Genomic DNA, 17,606 nt, shown 5'->3' with positions numbered 1-17,606 from the left:
CTCACCGGTAGGTCCGCCGCGTGTCGGGCGGCGGGATCGTGGCGTCGTGGTACTCGACCGGCACGCCGCCGAGCGGGTAGTCCTTGCGCTGGGGGTGGCCGTCCCAGTCGTCGGGCATGAGGATCCGGGTCAGCGCCGGGTGGCCGTCGAAGACGATGCCGAACATGTCCCAGGTCTCCCGCTCGTGCCAGTCCGCCGTCGGGTAGACCGACGTGACCGACGGGACGTGCGGGTCCTCGGCGGTGACCGCGACCTCCAGCCGGATCCGCCGCCGGTAGGTCATCGAGGTCAGGTGGTGGACGACGTGCAACCGCGGCCGGCCGGGTTCGGCCGCGGGACCGCCGCTGTCGAGGTAGTCGACGCCGGAGACGCTGCTGCACAGCTCGAAGCGCAGCGCCTCGTCGTCCCGCAGGGCCCGCACGAGGGTCAGCAGGTGCTCGCGGGCGACGAAGTAGGTGATCTCGCCGCGGTCGACCAGCACCCGCTGCACCGCGGCGTCGTACGTCGCCTGCCCGACCGCCTCGATCAGCGCGTCGGTGACCTCGTCGAAGTACCCGCCGTAGGGCCGGTCGGTGGAGTGCAACGCGACCGCGCCGCCGGGCTCGACGCGGACCAGGCCGCCGAAGCCGGAGGTGTCGCCGCTGCCGCTGACCCCGAACGCGCCCTTGCGGAACCCGCCCGAGGGCGCGGCCGCCCCCTGGCCGGCGTCCGTGCCGCTGCGGTCACCCGGGCCGGTCACCGTGTCACCTGCTCGACCCCGGCCTCGTTCCGCTCCTCGGTCGCTGGCGCTCCCTGCGATGCTCGCTCGGCCGTCGTCGTCGCGCCCCCGCTCCGCACGTACGGCTCCGGCAGCAGCACCGCGTTGCCCCCACGCTGCTCGATGGCGAACTGGCCGGTGCGCCGCTCCGCGGCGGCCCGCTCGTAGGCCGCGCGCTTCTCCCGGTCCACGCGCACCGACGACGGCATCTCGACGTAGAGCTCCGGCGCCCGGCCCTCGGCCCGCGCCCGCTCGAGCTCGCGCGCCCGCCGCGGCCCCAGCGGCTCGTTCATGATCTTGTGGTGCAGCTTGAGGATCGCGTCGGTGAGCATCTCCGGCCGCGGCGGGCAGCCGGGCAGGTACATGTCCACCGGGACGACGTGGTCGACGCCCTGCACGATCGCGTAGTTGTTGAACATCCCGCCGGAACTGGCGCACACGCCCATCGCCAGCACCCAGCGCGGCTCGGGCATCTGGTCGTAGATCTGACGCAGGACCGGGGCCATCTTCTGGCTGACCCGACCGGCCACGATCATCAGGTCGGCCTGCCGCGGCGAAGCCCGGAAGACCTCCATGCCGAAGCGCGCCAGGTCGTAGCGGCCGGCCCCGGTGGCCATCATCTCGATCGCGCAGCAGGCCAGCCCGAAGGTGGCCGGCCACAGCGAGGACTTGCGGGTCCAGTTGACCAGCTTCTCCACCGTGGTCAGCAGGACGCCGCTCGGCAGCTTCTCCTCGAGTCCCATGGAAGGCCTCTCAGTCCCAGTCCAGGCCGCCGCGCCGCCACACGTAGACGTAGGCGATGAACACGGTGCCGATGAAGACGACCATCTCGACCAGCCCGAAGACGCCCAGCGCGTCGTTGGCGACGGCCCACGGGTAGAGGAAGACGATCTCGATGTCGAAGACGATGAAGATCATCGCCGTCAGGTAGTACTTGATCGGGAAACGGCCGCCGGTCAGCGGCTGGTCCACCGGTTCGATGCCGCACTCGTAGGCGGCCAGCTTGGCCCGGTTGTACCGGCGGGGGCCCACGAACGGGGCGACCGTCACGGAGAACAGCGCGAAGGCCGCGGCCAGGGCGAACAGGCCGACGATCGGGACGTACTGCGAGAGCACCAGCGCCTACCTCTCGTCGTCGCGGGTCGGGTCGGGGGCGGCCACGTCAGACCGCCGGGGCCAGTCGGGTCAGGACGGCGACGGCGCGGTCGAACCGGTCGCCGTCCCGGCCGTCGGAGAGGTTGCTGGTCAGCCGCAGCGCCCGGGCCGCCAGCGCTGGCCGCTTGAGCCCGTGCGCGGTCGCGAAGCGGACCAGGTCCGGGCGGGCCAGCAGTGCGAGGAAGCCGGTGCCCAGCCGGTGGTGCCGCCCGTACTCCTCGCGCAGCCGGTCGGGGTACCGGCGCAGCACGGCCTCGCGGGCCGGGCCCCCCGGCGCGGCCAGACCCTCGACGGCGGCCTCCGCGGCCATCCGCCCGGTCTCCAGCGCGTAGCTGATGCCCTCGCCGTTGAACGGGTTGACCGTGCCGGCGGCGTCGCCGGCCAGGAGCAGCCCCCGGGTGTAGGCCGGCCCGCGGTGCAGGGCCATCGGCAGGCCGGCGCCCCGCAGCGGGGTCACCGCGTGCTCCTCGCCGAGTTGCCACTCCGGCGGGAGGGTGGCCAGCCACTCGCGCAGCACCGCCCGCGGCTCCGCGCCGGTGCCGCGGCGGGCGTCGAGCAGGCCGAAGCCGGTGTTGCTGGTGCCGTCGCCCATGCCGAAGGCCCACCCGTACCCGGGCATCGAGTCCGCGCTCGGGCCGGCGGGCGAGAGGTCGAAGGAGACGTCCAGGTAGTCGTCGTGCGTGCGCGGGGAGGCCACGTACCGGCGGACGGCAACGCCGAGTGGTCGGTCCTCCCGCCGGAGCAGGCCCAGCGCCTTGGCCAGCCGGCCGGAGAGGCCCTCGGCGGAGACCACCAGCGGCGCGCGCCAGGTGGTCGGCGCCCGGTCCGGGCCCTCCTCGGCGTGCACCCCGGCGACCCGGCCGGCGTCGTCGAGCAGCGGGCCGGTGACCGTGACCTCCTGCACCACCCGGGCGCCGGCCGCGACCGCGTGCGCGGCGAGCCCGGCGTCGAGGTCGCGGCGGCTGCGGACCAGGCTGTGGCCCGGCCAGCGCTCGAGGGTCGGCCAGTCGACCTCGACCACCTGGCCGCCGCCGGTGACCCGCAGCCCCTTGTGGCGGACCCAGCCGGTGGTGTCGACGCCCATGCCGTCGAGCGCCTTGACGGCGCGCGGGGTCAGCCCGTCGCCGCAGACCTTCTCGCGGGGCAGCCGGGCCTTCTCCAGGACGACGACGTCGAGACCGCCGCGGGCGAGGTGCCACGCGGCCGAGGAGCCCGCCGGACCGGCGCCCACGACGACCACGTCGGCCCGCCGGTCGCCGTCGTCCACCTCGACCCCCTCCGTTCGAGTTCCCCGGCGACTTTGTGAATTGCTTCACAAAGTCGTCCGGTCCCTACTCTAGGCCGCGGTGTGACCTTGGTGACAAGTGGCCGTCCAGAACGACTGCGTCACGTTTGTGTCTCGACCCGGACGGACCGACCCCTCCGGGGCACCGGCCCCCTGCAGGGTCCCGGCGCGAACTCACGAGCGGTGGGGCGAGGGGTGCTCCACGAGGGTGGCGAGGAGGGGTCCTCCCTCAGGCGAGCGGCTTGCGGCCGCGGTGCAGCGCCACGATGCCGCCGGTGAGGTCGCGCCAGGCGACGTCGGACCAGCCGGCGGCCTGCAGCCGGGTGGCGAGCGCCGGCTGGTCGGGCCAGGCCCGGATCGACTCGGCCAGGTAGACGTAGGCCTCGGGGTTGCTGCTCACCGCGCGAGCGATCCGCGGCAGCGCGCGCATCAGGTACTCGGTGTAGACGGTGCGGAACGGCGCCCAGGTGGGGCTGGAGAACTCGCAGACCACCAGCGTCCCGCCGGGGCGGGTGACCCGGGCGAACTCGCGCAGCGCGGCGTCGGGGTCGGCGACGTTGCGCAGGCCGAAGGAGATGACCACGCCGTCGACGCTCCCGTCGGCCAGCGGCAGCGCCATGGCGTCACCGGCCACCTTGGGCACCGGCCGCGCCGCGCCCGCCCGCAGCATGCCCTGGGAGAAGTCGCAGGCAATGGCGCGCACGCCGCCGGCCGCCAGCTCGACCGTCGACACCGCCGTCCCGGCGGCGACGTCGAGCACGGTCTGCCCCGGACGGGCGCCGAGCGCCTCGCGGGTGGCCCGCCGCCAGGAGGTGTCGAGACCGCCGGAGAGCACCGTGTTGGTGAGGTCGTAGCGCGCGGCGACCCGGTCGAACATGGCCGCGACGTCGGCCGGCTGCTTGTCCAGACCGGCCCTCAGCCCCGCGGTGTGTGCGCTGTCTCGCCGTTCTGCCACGACGGGCGACGCTACCGGCTGCCTACGCTGGGACCGTGACAGCGGCAGCCGTGACCACACCGGGTGCGGTCACGCCCGTCGTCACCACGACGCCGCTGCTCGAGCCCCCCGCCCTGCTCGGGCTGCTGCCGGCCGCCGGCGCGCTGTCCTGGGTGCGCCGCGGGGAGGGCCTGGTCGGCTGGGGCGAGGCGGCCCGGCTGGAGGTCACCGGCCCCCGTGCCCTGGCCGAGGCGGCCGAGTGGTGGGAGACCCTCAGCGCCGGCCTCGACGTCGACGACCGGGCGGAGGTGCCCGGCTCCGGGCCGGTCGTGTTCGCCAGCATCGCCTTCGACCCGGCTGCCGGGACGTCGGTGTTCGTCGTCCCCGAGGTCGTCGTCGGCCGGCGGGACGGCGCCGCCTGGCTCACCACGACCGGGGATTCCGACCCCGCCGACGTGCTGGCCACCGCGCCCGCCACCGCCCCGGCGCCGCTCGGCCGGCTGCGCTACGCCGACGGCGCGCTCGACCCGGCCTCGTGGTGCGCGACCGTGGCCGCGGCCGTGGCGCGCATCGGCGCCGGGGAGCTCGCCAAGGTGGTGCTGGCGCGCGACCTGCTGGTCACCGCTGACGCGCCGCTGGACCCGCGCGCACTGCTCGCCCGGCTGGCCGCCCGCTTCCCGGACTGCTGGACCTTCGCCGTCGACGGCCTGCTCGGCGCCACGCCGGAGCTGCTGCTGCGCCGGACCGGGCGCCGGCTGTCCTCCCGCGTCCTGGCCGGGACCGCGCCCCGCGGCGCCGGCGCCGAAGACCAGCGGCTGGCCGAGGGCCTGCTGGCCTCGGCCAAGGACCGCGCCGAGCACGCCCTCGCCGTCGACTCGCTGGTCCGGGCGCTGGAGCCGTACTGCACGACGCTGACCGCGCCGGAGGAGCCGGAGCTGCTGACGCTGGCCAACGTGCGCCACCTGGCCACCGACGTCGCCGGGGTCCAGCACCGCGGCGGCGCCCGCGGCCGGGCCGGGCTGCTGGAGCTGGTCGGCGCGGTGCACCCGACGGCCGCCGTCTGCGGCACCCCGACCGACGACGCCGCCGCGTTGATCGGCGAGCTGGAGGGCATGGACCGCGGCCGCTACGCCGGCCCCGTCGGCTGGGTCGACGCCCGCGGGGACGGCGAGTTCGGCCTGGCGCTGCGCTGCGCCCAGCTGGCCGACGACGACCCGGCCACGGCGCGGCTGTTCGCCGGCTGCGGCATCGTCGCCGGCTCCGACCCGGCCGCGGAGCTGGCCGAGACCCAGGCCAAGTTCGCCGCCTTCCAGGCCGCGCTGGAGAGCTGACGCGGGTCAGCGTCGGGCGAGCTCCTCGACCACGCGACGGACCAGCTCGTGCGGCAACGGGTCGCGGTGCGGCAGGCGCATCGCGTCCTCGGCGCCGCGGTACGGGGCCACGGCCGCCTCCAGCTCCGGGTCGGCCAGCTGCTGCGGCAGCGGGTGGAGCGCCACGTGCCGTGTCCAGACCGCGACCTGGACCAGCGACCGGCCGTCGACGGTGAACGTCGGCAACCCGTGCCGGACGGTCTGGTCGACGCCCGGCACGGCCGCCGCCACCGCCTGACGGACCTGCTCGACCCGCTCGCGGACGTCGCCGGGCAGGCCGGCCAGGTACTGGTCGACCGGTGCCTGCACCGCCATCAGTCGGCCGCCGCGCGCGACACCGTGGCCGGCCCGGTCCCGTCCCGGGCGGGGACGTCGAGGACGAGGGCGCGGACGGCGACCAGCTCCTCGGGCGTCGCGGGCCGCAGCAGGCTCCCGCCGGTCTCCGGGAGCCCGGCAGGAGCCTGCTGCAGCGACGTCATGGGGCCGACGCTAGCCGCCTCCCCGAGGGATCGCGAACGAGTTGCAACAAGGTCGCGGTCCCGCCCGAGGTGCGGCTGCTCTGACGAACCCACAGGTCAGCCCACAGACCGTCCGCAGGGTCACCGACGAGTGGAGGGCGGGAAGCGTAAGCACCGACACGTCCGACCGACCCCGCGGCCCGTTCCCTCGTGGAGCCGCCGGCCGCCCCTGCAGCCGGTGGTCCCGGCCGCCGGGCCCGGGCTCGCACCTGGAGGGCCTGGTCGGCGGTGAGCTGGTGCCGCTCCCCGGTCATCCGTGGTCGAGCGCCTCCCCTGCGGCCGCCCGCAGCGCCGCCGCCAGCTCCGCCTCGGTGCGCTGGTCGGTGCGGACGACGACCACCCGCGGTCCACCCGCCGCGACGGCGTCGGCCAGCTCCGCCGACGTCGACACCCGCACGGCCGGCCAGCCCAGCGCCTCGGCCACCGCGACCAGGTCGCGGCCGTGCGGCGTGCCGAACACCCGCCGGTAGCCGGCCTCGTACCGCGCCTGCCCGGGCTCGAGCTGGGCGAAGATCCCGCCGCCGTCGTTGTCCGGGACGACGAGGGTGAGGTCCGGCCGCGGCTCCCCCTCGCCGACCAGCAGCCCCTGGAGGTCGTGCAGCAGGGTGAGGTCGCCGAGCAGCGCGAACGCCCGGCCGCCGTGCACGCGGGCCGCGCCCACCGCCGTGGAGACCGTCCCGTCGATGCCGGCGACCCCGCGGTTGGCCAGCACGGTGAGCCCCGCCCGCGGGACGGCCAGCCGGTCGACGTCGCGCACCGGCGTCGACGAGCCGAGCACCAGCAGCGCGCCGTCGGGCAGGGCGGCGACCAGGTCGCGGGCGAGCAGCCCGGCGGTCAGCGCGGGCAGCGCGTCGAGCACGCCGTCGACCGCCGTCCCGACCCGGTCGGCCGCGGCGCACCACGCCGCGCGCCACGCCGGGTCAGCGGTCGCCGGGGTCCCGCCGGGTGCCGGCAGGCCGCCCACCCACGTCGTCGAGCGACCCGCGTCCGCCCAGCGCGGGGACGTCCCCACCGTCTCCACCCGGACGGCGGGGTCGGCCAGCAGCGCCGACACCGGCCGGGACAGCGTCGGCCGCCCCACGACCAGCACCCGCTCGGGCCGCTGCTCGGCCAGCCAGCCGGGCACCCCGAGCAGCAGCGCACCGCCGCGCACGGACGCCGACCAGGCGCCGCTGGACGGCTCGGCGACCACGGGCCATCCCCGCGCCGCGGCCAGCTCCGCGGCGGCCCGGCCGAGCGCGGGCGACGTGTCCCCGACGACGACGAGCGTGCGGGCGGGCCCGGCGTCGGCGGGCGGCACGACGGCCGCGACCGGGCCGCCGGTCCAGGGCGCACCGTCCGGCCGGCCGGACCACGGGCCGGCGGTCCGCACGTCGGCGTCCTCGGGCAGCAGCGGCTCGCGGAACGGCAGGTTGAGGTGCACCGGCCCCGGGTCGCCGGAGAGCGCGCCGCGCGCGGTCAGCAGCGCCTTGGCCACCAGCGAGCGCCAGTAGCGGTTCTGCGCCTGCTCGCGGCCGGCCTCGGGCACGCCGACGTCGACCGCCGCGCGCACCGCGCCGCCGTAGAGGCCGGGCTGGGCGATGGTCTGGTTGGCACCGGTGTCGCGCAGCTCCGGCGGCCGGTCCGCGGTCAGCGCGAGCAGCGGCACCCCGGCGGCGTCGGCCTCCAGCACGGCGGCGTGCAGGTGGGCGGTCGCCGTCCCGGAGGTGGTCAGCACCGGCACCGGCCGCCCGGACGCCTTGGCCAGGCCGAGGGCGAGGAAGGCCGCCGTCCGCTCGTCGATGCGCACGTGCAGGGTCAGCCGGCCGGCGCGCTCGGCGTCGGCGAGGGCCAGCGCGACCGGCGCCGAGCGGGAACCGGGCGCCACCACGGCGTCGGTGACCCCGCCGCGGACCAGCTCGTCGACGAGCACCCGGGCGAGGGCGGTCGAGGGGTTCACCCGCGCACCGCGTCCAGCCGGGCCCGCCAGCGCGCCTCCACCTCAGGATCCGCGGCGACCTCGGCCAGCCGGTCGGGCGTCACCGGCCGCACCGGGAGCGCGCCGTCCACCGGCAGCAGCGGGTCGCTGGTGACGTCGCCGTCGAGGAGTGCCACGGTGGCCAGCCCGCAGGCGAACGGCAGCTCGGGCAGCGCGGCGGCCAGCGCCACCCCGGCGGCGATGCCGACCGAGGACTCGAGCGCCGAGGAGACCACGCACGGCAGGCCGTGCGCCCCGGCCACCTCGAGCGCCGCCCGCACCCCGCCGAGCGGCTGCACCTTGAGGACGACGACGTCGCACACCCCGCGCAGGTCCACGCGCAGCGGGTCGGCCGAGCGGCGGACGACCTCGTCGGCGGCGATCCGCACGTCGACCCGCCGGCGCAGCGCGGCCAGCTCCTCGAGCGACGCGCACGGCTGCTCGACGTACTCCAGGCCCACCCGGTCCAGCTCGCGGATGCGCGCGGCGGCGGTGTCGACGTCCCAGGCGGCGTTCGCGTCGACCCGGATCGCGCCGCCCGGGCCGAGGGCGTCGCCCACCGCCTCGACACGGGCGACGTCGTCAGCGGGCGTCTGACCCGGCTCGGCGACCTTCACCTTCGCCGTCCGGCAGCCCGAGGCGGTCACGATCGCGTGCGCCCGCTCGGGGCCCACGGCCGGCACGGTCACGTTCACCGGCACCGCGTCGCGCACCGGTGCCGGCCAGCCGTCGCAGGCCGCCTCGACCGCCGCGGCCCACCAGCGGCGGCTCTCGGGGACGTCGTAGTCCCAGAACGGGGAGAACTCGCCCCAGCCGGCGGGGCCCTGCACCAGCACGCCGTCGCGGACGTCGATGCCGCGGAAGCGGGTCCGCATCGGCACCGACCAGACCCGCGCCCCGTCGGTGTCGATCACACCAGCCAGCGTAGGAGAAGGGCCCCCTGCCCCACTTGAAGGACCCCCTTGCCCCCGCCACTCGCGGGCTCGCGGCGGGACCCTGCAGGGGACCGAAGTACCGTGTGGCCTCGTGCCCCGGCACCTGACCCCCGTGCCCGCGCCGGCCGATCCCCTCGCGCTCCTGCCGCAGCTGCGCGCCGCCCTGGACGGCACGGCGCCGCTCGCGGTGCTGCCCGCGGGTCCGCCGGCCACCGTCGAGGCGGCCCGGGCGGTGCTGCGGCCCGAGCAGCCGCTGGAGGACGGCGCCGACCTCGTCGTCGTCACCTCCGGCTCGACCGGCGGCGGCCGTGGCGTGCTGCTGTCGGCCGGTGCGGTGCGCGCCTCCGCCGAGGCCACGCTGCGCCGGCTCGGCGGTCCCGGCGCCTGGCTGCTCGCGCTGCCCGTCTCGGCGATCGCCGGCCTCCAGGTGCTCTGCCGGTCGATCCTCGGCGGCACCGCACCGACCGTGCTCGGCCCCGGGGAGCCGCTGGCCGCCGCCGTCGCGCGCATGCCGGCCGGACGGCGCTGCACCGCGCTGGTGCCCACCCAGCTGCGCCGGTACCTCGACGCCGAGCCCGCCGCGCTGCGCGCCTTCCACGCGGTGCTGGTCGGCGGCGCGGCCACCGACCCGGGCCTGCTGGCCCGCGCCCACGACGAGGGCGTCGCCGTGGTGACCACCTACGGGATGACCGAGACCGCCGGCGGCTGCGTGTACGACGGCGAGCCGCTGGACGGGGTGCGGGTGCGGGTGACCGACGGCGGGGACGCCGCAGGGCCCGGCGGTACGGGCATCGAGCTCGCCGGGCCGACCCTCGCGCTCGGCTACCGGTTCGACCCGGAGGGCACCGCCGCCGCCTTCGCCGGCGGCTGGTTCCGCACCCGCGACGCCGGGACGCTCGACGACGCTGGCCGGCTGACCGTGCACGGCCGGCTGGACGACGTCGTCGTCACGGGAGGGGTCAACGTCGCCCCGCAGGCGGTGGAGGGCGTGCTGCGCCAGCACCCGGACGTCCTCGACGCCGTCGTCTTCGGCCGGCCGGACGACGAGTGGGGTCAGCGGGTGGTCGCCGCAGTCGTCCCTGCGCCCGGCGCGACGCCGGACCTCGCGGCGCTGCGCCCGTGGGTGGCCGAGCGGCTGGGCGGGCCCGCCGCGCCGCGCGAGGTGCACCGCATCGACGCCGTCCCGACCCTGCACACCGGCAAGCCCGACCGCCGCGGCCTCGCTGCCCGTCTTCCCGGCGCAGCGGTCCTCGACGGGAGGCGCTAGGCCGTGGCCACCCCCGCGCAGTGGCTGGCCGGCGCCCGCCCCCGCACGCTGCCCGCAGCCCTCGCCCCGGTGCTCGTGGGCACCGGGGCCGCCGCGGCGCTCGACGGCTTCCGGCTCGTGCCGGCGCTGCTGGCCCTGCTGGTCGCCCTCGCGCTGCAGGTGGCGGTCAACTACGCCAACGACTACTCCGACGGCACCCGCGGCACCGACGCCGTCCGGGTCGGACCGATGCGGCTGGTCGGCTCGGGCGCGGCGACCCCGCGGCAGGTGCTGGTCGCCGCGCTGGCCTCCTTCGCCGTCGCCGGCCTCGCCGGGCTGGCGCTGGCGGCGCTGTCGAGCTGGTGGCTGGTCGCGGTCGGCGCGGTCTGCATCGCGGCGGCCTGGACCTACACCGGCGGCCCGCTCCCCTACGGCTACCGGGCGCTGGGCGAGGTCTTCGTCTTCGTCTTCTTCGGTCTGGTGGCCGTCGTGGGGACGACGTTCGCCCAGACCGGCTCGGTCGACGGGCTGGCCGTGGCCGCCGCGGTGCCCATCGGCCTGCTGTCGGTGGCGCTGCTGGTCGTGAACAACCTGCGCGACATCGAGGGCGACGCCGCGGTCGGCAAGCGCACGCTGGCCGTGCTGCTCGGCGACCGCGGCACCCGGGTCGCGTTCGCGCTGCTGCCCGCGGTGGCATTCGCCGTCGTCGTCGCGATCGGGGGAACCCGGCCCTGGGCGCTGCTCGCGCTGCTCGCCGTCCCGCTGGCGGTGCCGCCGGTGCGCACCGTGCTCTCCGGTGGGCGCGGCCCGGCGCTGATCGCCGCGCTGCAGGGCACCGGCCTGCTCACGCTGGCCACCGGCGTGCTGCTCGGCGCCGGCCTGGCTCTCAGCTGAAGAAGGACCCCGTCCTCCTCACCGCTCGCAAGCTCGCGGCGAGCCTCTGGACGGGGCCAGCCCGGGAGGGGCCGTCAGAGGCCGTCGCCGGTGAGGCGGGCCTCCCGCGCGGCCTTGGCCTGCCGGCGGGCGACGCTGCGGGCGGCCAGGCCCTCGGTGAGCCGCTCGCGCGACGGCCGCAGCAGCAGGTACGAGACCGGCATCGACAGCAGCAGCCCGAACAGCGCGCCGGACCAGAAGTCCAGGCCCAGCACCCACAGCAGCAGCACGAGCGCGGCGGCGATGGCCAGCCGGCCCACCGTGTAGATGACCAGCCAGGGCGCGATCCTCGGCGGCGCCGCCGGCCCCCCGGTCGGCGCGCCCGGCACCGCCGGCTCAGCCCTCTCCGCCATGGCGGCCCTCCCACTTGGTGCTCAACACGACCGTCGTCCGCGTGCGGGCGACGCCTCTGATCCGGTTCAACGCGTCGATGGTGGCCTCCAGTGCCGGGATGTCGGTCACGCGGACCTTCAGCACGTAGCCCTCGCTGCCGGCCACCCGCCAGCAGTCCTCCACCTCGGGCAGCGCGGCCAGTCCCGCCTCGACACCGGTGTCGTCGACCGAGTCGCTCTCGATCACGCTCACCAGCGCGGTGACGCCCAACCCCACCGCCGCCGGGTCGACCACCGCCCGGTAGCCGGTGATGACGCCGGCGGCCTCCAGCTTGCCCACCCGCTCGTGCACCGCCGGCGAGGAGAGGCCGACCCGCCGGGCCAGCTCGGCGTAGCTCGCCCGCCCGTTGGCGCGCAGCAGGTCGATCAACTTCTGGTCGACGGCGTCGATGGCGTTGTCCTCCTGCCGGGACCGCACGGGGTGTGCGTTCGAGTATCGCCCGCGCACGTACTGTGGAGGGGAGTCGGGCTCGATCGGCGAGGGGGGTGGGCCGCCATGGCCTTCGTGGTGGTGCTCGTGGTGGCGGTCGCCGTGGTGGTGCTGGTGCTGCGGGCGGCGGAGAAGGGTGGTCCCGGCCGGGTGCGCGCGCCTCGGCCGCCGCGCCCGCAGCGCGCCGTCCGCCCGATCGCGCCGGACGACGACCCCGAGTTCCTGCGCGAGCTGGAGCGCCGCACCCGGCGCGACGACGGCTCCCCGGCATAACAGCCGACTCGTCAGGCACCTCCAGCGAGTCAGCCGGCCCCTCTGCAGGGTCCTGCCACGAGCTCGTGAGCGGTGGGGGGTAGAAGGGTCCTCTTTCAGGCGGCGCGGAAGAGGCGCCGCCACCCGCGGCGCCGCTGCGGCTCGACGGGAGGCGTGGCGACCGCGACCTGCTGGGTCGTGCCGCCGGGCCAGCCCAGGCCCTCGTGCGTCGTCGGGTCGCCCGGCCAGCCGAGGCCGCTCTCGGTGCTCTCGGCGCGCAGGTCGCCGTGCCGGCCGGCCGGTACGTCCGCGGTCCGCTGCGCGAGCGCGGCGGCGACCACGGGGTGCACCGCCGCCCCCTCCGAAGCCGAGTGCCTACCCACGGGGCGTCCCCCTCCGGCGCGACATGGGGGCATGGAAGCACGGCCACCCTCGGCGTGTCGCCGACACGCCGGGCGCGGCACGTGGAGCTCGTTCGCCTCCCGGGCGGGAGCCGGTCAGTACTCCCAGGAGGCGTACCGCGGGTCCCGGTCGGCCATCGTCCTGAACAGCAGCACCATCCGGTCGATGAACCAGACCTTGGCGCACTGCACGAGCGGGAGCCCCCCGACGACGGACCTCAGGTCGAACACGACCAGGCCGCGGACCAGGGCGGCGAGCCCGGCGAACTGGAACGCGTAGGTGGTGTTCGGGACGGCCGTCGACCGGAACTCCTCCGGCAGGTCGACCGCGTTCCGGTCGGCCCAGATGCGCTCACCCAGCACCCCTCTCGACGCCCAGTTCCGGGTCGACCGCGGCGGGGGGAACAGCAGCGGCTCGACCACCGTGAAGACCAGCGACGCGCCGAGGGGCAGCAGCGCCCGCCGGCCGATCCACCGCCGGCTCCAGACCGACAGGGCGATCAGCGGCAGGACGGCGAACCGGACCCAGACGCTCGCCGGGTTGGCGTGCCGCAGCCAGGTGCCGTCCCGCAAACCGAACAGCCGCGCCAGCCGGGCGTCGGTGGTGACGGCGCCGGGCGAGGGCGGATCGGCTGTCACGGCAGGTCCGTCCCCTCTCGGCGGGACACGCTCCTCCGCCGGTCGGCCACCGGACGGCGCGGGCGCGGCGGCACTGCTCGACGTCGTCGTCCCACCCCGCCTGACGGTCCCGGCCATGGCGCCCGCCTTCCCCGCTCGAGGATCCGGCCTCCCGCTCAGCGCCTCGTCGGAGGACTCGCGCGCGCACGCCGGTGGTGTGTCGGGCGTGGACGATGATCCGCCGGCACGGCCGGGCGGAGAACCCCCGACGCTGTGTCCGGGCTTCGGGACGGGCGCCCGTGACACTCCGCTCGGAGGGCGATCCACCCCGTGCGGGTGCTCAGCGGGGGGTGACGATCCCGTGCGGCAGGCCCGCCGTCCGGCCCCGTCCCGGCCCGAGCTCGCGAGGGGTGGGGAGGACGGTGTCCTCCCTCAGTCCAGCCCGCCGTAGCTGTGCAGGCCGGTCGACACCATGTTCACGTACAGCAGGTTGAAGACCATCACGACCAGGCCGACGACGTTGACCCACGCCGCGGGGCGCCCCCGCCAGCCGGCCGTCGTCCGCGCGTGCAGGTAGCCGGCGTAGACCACCCAGGCGATGAACGCCCAGGTCTCCTTGGGGTCCCAGCCCCAGTACCGGCCCCAGGCGCTCTCGGCCCAGATGGCGCCGGCGATGACGGCGAAGGTCCAGATCGGGAAGCCGAAGACGGCGGTGCGGTGGGCGACGCGGTCCAGCGTGACCGCGTTCGGCAGCCGGGAGAGGAACGAGCCCTCGGCGCCGCGGGCGTCGGACCGCAGCCGCAGCAGGTACAGCACGCTGGCGATCCCGCTGACGAAGAAGATGCCGAAGCCGAGGATCGCCGTGGAGACGTGCACCGCCAGCCAGCTCGAGCGCAGCGCGGCGACCAGCGGCCCGGTCTCGGTGTAGAGGAACAGCCCGGTGGCCACCAGCGCCAGGACGACCGGTGCGAGGACGAAGGCGCCGATGTCGCGGACGGCCGGCACGCGGACGGCCAGAAGCAGGTAGACCACCACGCCGACGAGGACGACGGCGGTGGCGAACTCGTACATGTTGCCCCAGGGCAGCCGGTCGGCGGCCATCCCGCGGGTGACCAGCACGCCGGCGTGCACGACCGCGCCGACGCCGGTGACCGCGAGCCCGGCCAGGCCCCAGCGGTCGGTGCGCGCCGGCGGGGCGGGCACCTCGCTCAGTGCCCCGGCCCCGGCCCCGGCGGGGACCAGCTCGCGTGCCGGGCGGCGGCCGAACGCCAGCTGCGCCGAGAACGCCACGACGGCGACCGAGTAGAGCGCGACGGCGATCGAGAACAGGGTGTCCGACAGGTCGGCCAGCGACTGGTCAACGGTCACGCGGGGGGACCTCCGGTTCCGGTGCGGCCCCGCCGGACGGCGGGGCGGAGGGGGTCGCGGCGCGCTCGTCGAGCGCGGCCTGCAGCCGCCCGGTCAGCTCGGCGAAGGACGTCGCGCTCTCGCCGCCGCCGCGCGTCAGCGAAGCGACGGAGAGCACGGTACCGCCGCCGCCGGGGGCGGGGCCGACGCGGGCGAAGAAGCGCTCCCGGCGCAGCAGGAGCAGCGCCAGCAGGCCGACCAGCAGGGCGATCGCCGCGCCGAGCACCCAGACCTGCCCGGGGTCGTGCGAGAACTGCAGCGCGGCGAACTGGTCGACGCCGGTGAAGGTGACCGCCGTCCCGTCGGGCAGGGTCAGCGTCTCGCCGACCGCCAGGTTGGCCCGGCCGACCTCGGTCAGCCGGCCGCGCTCGATCTGGCTGCGGTCGAGGGAGTAGACCGACTGCGGCAGGCCGGAGTCCAGGCCGAGGTAGCCCTGGTAGGCCAGGACCGCGACCTCCGGGTTGAGCGGCCTCGGGTCGATCGAGGTCAGGACGCCGCCCTGCATCAGCCCGGTGGGTGCGAAGAAGCCCTCGAGCGCCAGCTGGTCCTCGGCACCGGCGCCGAGGTCGGGGAGCTTGAGCGCGCCCTCGCTGGACATCGTCGTCTGGTCCGAGGGCAGGAACGGCGCGGAGACGTCGGTGAACGCCGTCCCGTCGGGGAGGGTGACGGTGAACCGCGGCGCGTACCCGTGCCCGGTCACGTACACCCGGTCGCCGTCGACCCGCAGGGGGTCGTTGACGCCGATCGTCGTCGGCCGGCCCTCCTCGCCGGGCCCGCCGTAGCGGATGTCGGCGGTGTAGGAGGCCGCGGTCAGGTTCTCCTCGTACTCCGCGCGGAAGTCCTCGAGGTCGACGCACAGCGGGGTGAGGTCCGCGCCGTCGACCAGCGCGCCGGAGGAGTAGGTGTCGTACTGCTGAAAGGAGTTGCAGAAGCCCTGGCCCTCGGTGACCAGGATGCTGCCCTCGTAGCCCCACAGCTTGCCGCCTGCCAGGCCGAGCAGCAGCGCCACCAGGGACAGGTGGAACAGCAGGTTGCCGGTCTCCTTCCAGAAGCCCTTCTCGGCCGACAGTTCGTCGCCGGATGCCGCGGGACCCGGCGGAGCCGACTCGGCCCCGGGGCGGCGGACCACGCGGAAGCGACGGACCCGCAGCTCCTCCTCGACCACGTCGAGGGCGGCCGGGCCGGGCAGCGGGGTGGCCAGCTCCGCGGAGTCGGGCAGCCGCAGCAACCGGCGCGGCGCAGGCGGCGGAGCGGCGCGCAGCGCGCGGACGTGCTCGACCAGCCGGGGGACGACGCAGCCGATGAGCGAGACGAACAGCAGCAGGTACACCGCGGCGAACCACGGCGAGCTGAAGACGTCGAAGGCGTAGAGCCGGTCGAGCACCGGCGCCAGCGTCGGGTGGTCGGCGGAGTACTGGCGGACGGCGTTCTGGTTCAGCGAGCGCTGCGGCAGCAGTGACCCGGGGATCGCCGCCAGCGCCAGCAGGAACAGCAGGATGATCGCCGTCCGCATGGCAGTGAGCCGGCGCCACCAGCGCAGCCACAGGCCCCGGGCGCGGGCGCCGAGGGAGGGGCGGGCAGGGGGCGGCGGCACCGCGGCCGGCCGCGGCGGGGCGACGGTGCTCACAGGACGCTCTCCGCGAAGCCGTTCGCGGCCAGCCAGCCCTGCAGCCAGCGCATCATCTCGGTCCAGGCGCCGGTCACCAGCAGCAGGCCGACGAGCACGAGGACGACGCCGCCGAACCGGGTGACCGCCCGCGCGTGCCGGCGCAGGAACGACGTGGCGCCCATCGCCCAGCGGGCGCCGAGCGCGACCAGCACGAAGGGCACGCCCAGGCCCAGGCAGTAGGCCAGCCCGAGGAGCGCACCGCGGCCGGCGGTGGCCTGCTGGAACGCGAGGTTCTGCACCGCGGCGAGCGTCGGGCCCAGGCACGGCGTCCAGCCCAGTCCGAAGACGACGCCCAGCAGCGGGGCGCCGGCCAGGCCGGTCGCGGGCCGGAAGGCCACCCGCCTGGTGCGCTGCAGCAGCGGCAGCCACCCGAGGAAACCCAGCCCGACCAGGACGGTGACGACGCCGAGCACGCGGGTGATCTCGTCGTTGTACTGCAGCAGCAGCCGGCCCAGGCCGCCGAACGCGGTGCTGATGGTGACGAAGACGGCGGTGAAGCCGAGCACGAACAGCGCCGCGCCGAGCACCATCCGGCCGCGAGGCGAGCGCTCGTCGGTCCGGACCGCCACCGCCGTGCCGCCGGAGCCCGACACCCGAGCCGGTGCGGGACGGGTACCGGAGCCGACCAGGCCGGTGACGTAGGAGAGGTAGCCCGGCACGAGCGGCAGCACGCAGGGCGAGGCGAAGCTGACCAGCCCGACCAGTGCGGCGACCGCGGCGGCCACGAGCAGCGGGCCGTCGGTCACCAGGCCGCTGAAGGTCTCCCCCATCAGCCCTCCTCGGCCATCAGCAGGTCGAGCACCGCGCGCAGGTCGTCCTGCTCGACCGCGCCGGTGTAGACCGCGGCCACCCGGCCCTGCGCGTCGAGCACGATGGTGGACGGGATGGCGTTGGCCGGGTAGTCGCGGAACGCCAGCGCCACCTCGCCGCGCGGGTCGTCCAGCGAGGGGAACTCGATGCCGAAGCTGTCCTCGAAGGCGCGGGCCAGCTGGTCGGTGTCCTTGACGTTGACGCCGAGGAACCGCACCCCCTGGTCGCGCACCTCCGCGTAGACCTCCTGGAACTGCGGCGACTCCACGCGGCAGGGCGCGCACCAGGAACCCCAGAAGTTGAGCACCGCGACCCCGCCGTCGAGCTCACCGGAGTCGAACTCCCGGCCGTCGAGCAGGGTGCCGGAGAAGTCCGGGGCGGAGGCGCGCCCGTCGGGCGGGATGACCTCGCCGGCGGGGGTGCCCTGGACGAAGCGGAACTCCCCGCCGTTGTTGACGTCGACGGCGTCGGTGCCGGTGGCGCAGCCGGTCAGGACCAGCGCCCCGACCAGGGCGCCGAGCAGCCCGGGCACACCGG

Annotated in this window: 21 protein-coding genes; 4 read left to right on the top strand and 17 right to left on the bottom strand. The window is 76.3% G+C overall.

What is annotated here, in order from left to right:
• Position 1: 1 nt before the first annotated feature.
• From ACWIX7_RS15960 to ACWIX7_RS15940, 5 genes are all read right to left on the bottom strand, one after another.
• Positions 2 to 739, bottom strand: a complete 738-nt coding sequence (locus ACWIX7_RS15960) for an NADH-quinone oxidoreductase subunit C (RefSeq protein WP_448617431.1) — start codon at positions 737 to 739, stop codon at positions 2 to 4.
• Positions 736 to 1,500, bottom strand: a complete 765-nt coding sequence (locus tag ACWIX7_RS15955) for a NuoB/complex I 20 kDa subunit family protein (RefSeq protein WP_448617430.1) — start codon at positions 1,498 to 1,500, stop codon at positions 736 to 738. The genes ACWIX7_RS15960 and ACWIX7_RS15955 overlap by 4 nt, the downstream gene beginning before the upstream one ends.
• A gap of 10 nt (positions 1,501 to 1,510) precedes the next feature.
• Positions 1,511 to 1,873, bottom strand: coding sequence for an NADH-quinone oxidoreductase subunit A (locus ACWIX7_RS15950; protein WP_448617429.1), 363 nt, complete (start codon positions 1,871 to 1,873; stop codon positions 1,511 to 1,513).
• Positions 1,874 to 1,919: 46 nt separating this feature from the next.
• Complete coding sequence (locus tag ACWIX7_RS15945) at positions 1,920 to 3,179, bottom strand: geranylgeranyl reductase family protein (RefSeq protein WP_448617428.1); 1,260 nt, start codon at positions 3,177 to 3,179, stop codon at positions 1,920 to 1,922.
• Positions 3,180 to 3,426: 247 nt separating this feature from the next.
• On the bottom strand, positions 3,427 to 4,152 hold the full coding sequence (locus ACWIX7_RS15940; RefSeq protein WP_448617427.1) for a demethylmenaquinone methyltransferase: 726 nt from the start codon (positions 4,150 to 4,152) through the stop codon (positions 3,427 to 3,429).
• A gap of 35 nt (positions 4,153 to 4,187) precedes the next feature.
• Between ACWIX7_RS15940 and ACWIX7_RS15935 the strand changes: the two genes are divergently transcribed.
• Entirely contained in the window at positions 4,188 to 5,462 is a 1,275-nt protein-coding gene (locus ACWIX7_RS15935) for an isochorismate synthase (RefSeq protein ID WP_448617426.1), read from the top strand.
• 6 nt (positions 5,463 to 5,468) lie between these two features.
• Here the strand turns inward: ACWIX7_RS15935 and ACWIX7_RS15930 are convergent, their stop codons facing one another.
• The 4 genes from ACWIX7_RS15930 to ACWIX7_RS15915 all read right to left on the bottom strand — a co-directional run bounded on the left by ACWIX7_RS15930 (position 5,469) and on the right by ACWIX7_RS15915 (position 8,890).
• A complete protein-coding gene (locus tag ACWIX7_RS15930; protein WP_448617425.1) occupies positions 5,469 to 5,810 on the bottom strand; it encodes an iron chaperone in 342 nt (113 codons plus the stop codon).
• 5 nt (positions 5,811 to 5,815) lie between these two features.
• Positions 5,816 to 5,980 (bottom strand): hypothetical protein, encoded by a 165-nt coding sequence (locus tag ACWIX7_RS15925; protein WP_448617424.1) that lies wholly within the window; start codon positions 5,978 to 5,980, stop codon positions 5,816 to 5,818.
• Positions 5,981 to 6,269: 289 nt separating this feature from the next.
• Positions 6,270 to 7,958, bottom strand: a complete 1,689-nt coding sequence (menD, locus tag ACWIX7_RS15920; RefSeq protein ID WP_448617423.1) for a 2-succinyl-5-enolpyruvyl-6-hydroxy-3-cyclohexene-1-carboxylic-acid synthase — start codon at positions 7,956 to 7,958, stop codon at positions 6,270 to 6,272.
• On the bottom strand, positions 7,955 to 8,890 hold the full coding sequence (locus ACWIX7_RS15915) for an o-succinylbenzoate synthase (protein ID WP_448617422.1): 936 nt from the start codon (positions 8,888 to 8,890) through the stop codon (positions 7,955 to 7,957). The genes menD and ACWIX7_RS15915 overlap by 4 nt, the downstream gene beginning before the upstream one ends.
• A 112-nt stretch (positions 8,891 to 9,002) precedes the next feature.
• Between ACWIX7_RS15915 and menE the strand changes: the two genes are divergently transcribed.
• Together menE and ACWIX7_RS15905 are read left to right on the top strand one after the other, a co-directional pair.
• The gene (gene menE / locus ACWIX7_RS15910; protein ID WP_448617421.1) at positions 9,003 to 10,178 is read left to right on the top strand and encodes an o-succinylbenzoate--CoA ligase; all 1,176 of its coding nucleotides are present in this window, start codon (positions 9,003 to 9,005) and stop codon (positions 10,176 to 10,178) included.
• A gap of 3 nt (positions 10,179 to 10,181) precedes the next feature.
• Positions 10,182 to 11,051 carry a 1,4-dihydroxy-2-naphthoate polyprenyltransferase gene (locus ACWIX7_RS15905; RefSeq protein WP_448617420.1) on the top strand — a complete coding sequence of 290 codons (870 nt, stop codon included), beginning with the start codon at positions 10,182 to 10,184 and terminating at the stop codon, positions 11,049 to 11,051.
• Between the two features lie 74 nt (positions 11,052 to 11,125).
• On the opposite strand, the gene ACWIX7_RS15900 is transcribed toward ACWIX7_RS15905, so the two are convergent.
• Positions 11,126 to 11,443, bottom strand: coding sequence for a DUF4229 domain-containing protein (locus tag ACWIX7_RS15900; RefSeq protein ID WP_448617419.1), 318 nt, complete (start codon positions 11,441 to 11,443; stop codon positions 11,126 to 11,128).
• Entirely contained in the window at positions 11,427 to 11,900 is a 474-nt protein-coding gene (locus tag ACWIX7_RS15895) for an Lrp/AsnC family transcriptional regulator (protein WP_448617418.1), read from the bottom strand. Before ACWIX7_RS15895 ends, ACWIX7_RS15900 begins: the two co-directional genes overlap by 17 nt.
• 78 nt (positions 11,901 to 11,978) lie before the next feature.
• On the opposite strand from ACWIX7_RS15895, the gene ACWIX7_RS15890 reads away from it, so the two are divergent.
• Complete coding sequence (locus tag ACWIX7_RS15890; RefSeq protein ID WP_091213534.1) at positions 11,979 to 12,185, top strand: hypothetical protein; 207 nt, start codon at positions 11,979 to 11,981, stop codon at positions 12,183 to 12,185.
• 95 nt (positions 12,186 to 12,280) lie between these two features.
• Here ACWIX7_RS15890 and ACWIX7_RS15885 read toward each other — a convergent pair whose 3' ends face one another.
• The 6 genes from ACWIX7_RS15885 to ACWIX7_RS15860 form a co-directional block, all read right to left on the bottom strand.
• Positions 12,281 to 12,514 carry a hypothetical protein gene (locus ACWIX7_RS15885; protein WP_448617417.1) on the bottom strand — a complete coding sequence of 78 codons (234 nt, stop codon included), beginning with the start codon at positions 12,512 to 12,514 and terminating at the stop codon, positions 12,281 to 12,283.
• 147 nt (positions 12,515 to 12,661) lie between these two features.
• Entirely contained in the window at positions 12,662 to 13,204 is a 543-nt protein-coding gene (locus ACWIX7_RS15880; RefSeq protein WP_448617416.1) for a DUF6653 family protein, read from the bottom strand.
• Between the two features lie 411 nt (positions 13,205 to 13,615).
• The gene (gene ccsB, locus ACWIX7_RS15875) at positions 13,616 to 14,551 is read right to left on the bottom strand and encodes a c-type cytochrome biogenesis protein CcsB (RefSeq protein ID WP_448617415.1); all 936 of its coding nucleotides are present in this window, start codon (positions 14,549 to 14,551) and stop codon (positions 13,616 to 13,618) included.
• Entirely contained in the window at positions 14,541 to 16,217 is a 1,677-nt protein-coding gene (gene resB, locus ACWIX7_RS15870; protein WP_448617414.1) for a cytochrome c biogenesis protein ResB, read from the bottom strand. Before resB ends, ccsB begins: the two co-directional genes overlap by 11 nt.
• Entirely contained in the window at positions 16,214 to 17,029 is an 816-nt protein-coding gene (locus tag ACWIX7_RS15865; RefSeq protein ID WP_448617413.1) for a cytochrome c biogenesis CcdA family protein, read from the bottom strand. The genes resB and ACWIX7_RS15865 overlap by 4 nt, the downstream gene beginning before the upstream one ends.
• Positions 17,029 to 17,601: a TlpA family protein disulfide reductase gene (locus ACWIX7_RS15860; protein WP_448617412.1), complete on the bottom strand. Its 573-nt coding sequence runs from the start codon at positions 17,599 to 17,601 to the stop codon at positions 17,029 to 17,031. Before ACWIX7_RS15860 ends, ACWIX7_RS15865 begins: the two co-directional genes overlap by 1 nt.
• Positions 17,602 to 17,606: the final 5 nt, after the last annotated feature.

It is taken from the genome of Geodermatophilus sp. URMC 65, assembly GCF_053502545.1.
The sequence above is the reverse complement of the archived record's forward strand: the minus strand, read 5'-3'. Positions and strand labels throughout refer to the sequence as shown.

Coding starts and splice junctions, on each gene's coding strand:
- ACWIX7_RS15865 (WP_448617413.1), bottom strand. CDS start 17,029: ATGGGGGAGACCTTCAGCGGCCTGGTGACCGACGGCCCGCTGCTCGTG.
- ACWIX7_RS15900 (WP_448617419.1), bottom strand. CDS start 11,443: ATGGCGGAGAGGGCTGAGCCGGCGGTGCCGGGCGCGCCGACCGGGGGG.
- ACWIX7_RS15955 (WP_448617430.1), bottom strand. CDS start 1,500: ATGGGACTCGAGGAGAAGCTGCCGAGCGGCGTCCTGCTGACCACGGTG.
- ACWIX7_RS15925 (WP_448617424.1), bottom strand. CDS start 5,980: ATGACGTCGCTGCAGCAGGCTCCTGCCGGGCTCCCGGAGACCGGCGGG.
- ACWIX7_RS15890 (WP_091213534.1), top strand. CDS start 11,979: ATGGCCTTCGTGGTGGTGCTCGTGGTGGCGGTCGCCGTGGTGGTGCTG.